Raw genomic sequence first — 2,532 nt, forward strand, 5'->3', positions numbered from 1 at the left:
GATAATACAAGGTGGTCCTTTAAAAAAGCAGATAAACTTAAACGCTGAAGTACGTTCAACAATAATTGCCTGAATACATTGGCATAATGGATCAATTTCTATATCAACAACATAGCCGATTTTACAACCTGTAGAAGCATCAATAACATCTTTACTTTGTAAAGTTAAAAAACGCATAGAATCACCTATATAATATATGCTTAATCAAGCCATATATTTCTTCAAATGTGATAAAGCCTGTTTTTCAATTCTTGAAACTTGAGCTTGTGAAATCATTAATTCCTTGGCAATTTCACTTTGCGTCATTCCATGAAAATAACGTTCCTGAATAATTTGTAATTCCTTTTTTTCTAAATGTTGCATAGCCTTTTGTAAATCCAATGTTTTTTGAATATCTTCAACATGATAATGTTGATCAGGAATTTGACTTTCTAAATCAATTGTGCCATTGCCATCATTTTGTACTTCCTGTGATAAAGATGTCACATTGTGCGTAGAAGATAATGCTTCAATAAGTGTATATTCATCAACATCTAACTGTTGAGAGAGTTCTTTCAATGTTGCTTCTCGATTATATTTTTTTAAATATTCTTCATTTTTCATCAAAGCTTTATATGCAACATCTCTAAGTGATCGTGGGATTCGCAATGGTGAGCTCTCTCTTAAATATCTTTTGATTTCTCCATGAATTAATGGAACTGCATATGTTGAAAATCTAACGTCTAAATCCACATTAAAATGTTCTATTGCTTTGATGAGTCCAATCACACCAACCTGAAATAAATCATCCATGTTATGTGTACGTTGATGATATTTCTGTACAAGTGATAAAACAAGTTTCAGATTGGCTAAGACCAATCTTTCTTTGATTTGATCATCATGTGTCAGCTGATATTGTTTCAATAATAACATAGTTTGTTGATGAGATAATTTTTCATAATTTTCAATTGCCTGTCCATTAAGTTCAACTTTATATTTTGACATGGATTCAACTCCTCATATGAGAGTTTCTCCATTTTATTTGACATTATTCATCATCTTTGAGTTTATTTCTCAGTTTTCTGATAATTTTCTTTTCTAATCTTGAAATATAGGATTGTGAAATACCAAGAATTTCTGCAACATCTTTTTGCGTTAATTCTTCATGCCCTACTAATCCATATCGCATCATGAGAATTTGTTGTTCACGGGGATTTAAATAATGTAAAGCATGATAAAATTTCTCTTTTTGATCATTGTGTTCTATTTCATCTTGAACAATATCTTTATCTGTACCAATAATATCCGAAAGCAACAACTCATTTCCATCATAATCAACATTCAAAGGTTCATCTAATGAAATTTCATGCCTTAACTTATTATTTTTTCTTAAAAACATTAAAATCTCATTTTCAATACATCGTGAAGCATAAGTGGCTAATTTAATATTTTTATCCATATTAAAAGTATTAACAGCTTTCACAAGACCGATTGTTCCAATACTAATGAGATCCTCAATATTTCCATTTTGCATAGAATCATATTTTTTTGCCACATAAACAACAAGCCTTAAATTATGTTCAATTAATAAATCTTTGGCTTCCTCATCTCCATTTTGAAGTCTTAATAAAGCTTCTTTTTCTTCTTTCCCTTTTAATGGTGCCTTTAAAACATCATGTCTCCCAATATAAAACAACGTTTTCCTTTTAAAAAGCCATTCTTTTAAAAATAATAAAATCATAATAAACCTCCTAATAATTGTTGATTTAAAATACATTCATACATATCTGATGATATAATTCCGGCATAAACATGATGTAATTTGAAATGATGAATCGTGATATCTGGAATCATAATCAAATCTACCTTTTCAGTGCAATGAGCAGTATCAACCCATATACAATCAATCACTGGATAGTCTAAAACCAGCTTCTGATTAAGAAAAATAACCGGACATCCTTTATAAGTCACTTTATTTCCTGTATCAATAAAACCATAACACTGCTTATCATGAAAAGTTACTTTTACCAGCTTATTATGAACACGTTCACGACATGAATAAATATAAAAATAAGTGATAATTAATGCAAAAACACCTAAAATCATAACAAGATGAATATGAAAGCCTTCAATCAATAAAATCCCTTGAAAAATAATCGCAGATGGTACAAGCCATTGCATCACTGTAAGCACTGATAAATATATAAATATATATAATGGATAATAAATATAGATTTGTTTTTGAAAATAAAAAAAAGTTAAAATAAGAAAATAGACAAATAGAAAACCATCAAAAAAGTCAATAAATAAAAGTATAAATGAAATATTATAGGTCAAAACATAAAGACATAATTTTTTTTTTGATATTTGAATCCCTAAAAGAAAGCATAATATTTCAAATGTTAATAATATTGACAATGCATTCATTAAATATGTCATTTCTAAATAAACTTCCATGATTTTTCCACCCTCTTTTATTATAGAAAAATCAACCTAAAAAAAATGTCAAAGCAATGTCTTCTTAAAAAAGATAAATTTTTCCTTTATCTTTTG

Annotated in this window: 3 protein-coding genes; all 3 read right to left on the reverse strand. The window is 28.2% G+C overall.

Annotated elements, in window-relative coordinates; translation table 11 throughout:
• Positions 1–204: 204 nt before the first annotated feature.
• Genes ACZYT4_RS13940 through ACZYT4_RS13950 form a run of 3 tightly spaced genes read right to left on the reverse strand, consistent with a single transcriptional unit; the run spans position 205 to position 2,436 of the window.
• Positions 205–984 carry a sigma-70 family RNA polymerase sigma factor gene (locus tag ACZYT4_RS13940; protein WP_463786943.1) on the reverse strand — a complete coding sequence of 260 codons (780 nt, stop codon included), beginning with the start codon at positions 982–984 and terminating at the stop codon, positions 205–207.
• Between the two features lie 43 nt (positions 985–1,027).
• Complete coding sequence (sigK, locus tag ACZYT4_RS13945; RefSeq protein ID WP_463786944.1) at positions 1,028–1,720, reverse strand: RNA polymerase sporulation sigma factor SigK; 693 nt, start codon at positions 1,718–1,720, stop codon at positions 1,028–1,030.
• The gene (locus ACZYT4_RS13950; protein ID WP_463786947.1) at positions 1,717–2,436 is read right to left on the reverse strand and encodes a hypothetical protein; all 720 of its coding nucleotides are present in this window, start codon (positions 2,434–2,436) and stop codon (positions 1,717–1,719) included. Before ACZYT4_RS13950 ends, sigK begins: the two co-directional genes overlap by 4 nt.
• Positions 2,437–2,532 lie beyond the last annotated feature (96 nt).

The organism is Massilimicrobiota sp. mt181, from assembly GCF_055420065.1.

What these genes read in the sequence shown, in the direction of transcription:
- ACZYT4_RS13940 (WP_463786943.1), bottom strand. Translation starts at nt 984, where the DNA reads ATGTCAAAATATAAAGTTGAACTTAATGGACAGGCAATTGAAAATTAT.
- sigK (WP_463786944.1), bottom strand. Translation starts at nt 1,720, where the DNA reads ATGATTTTATTATTTTTAAAAGAATGGCTTTTTAAAAGGAAAACGTTG.
- ACZYT4_RS13950 (WP_463786947.1), bottom strand. Translation starts at nt 2,436, where the DNA reads ATGGAAGTTTATTTAGAAATGACATATTTAATGAATGCATTGTCAATA.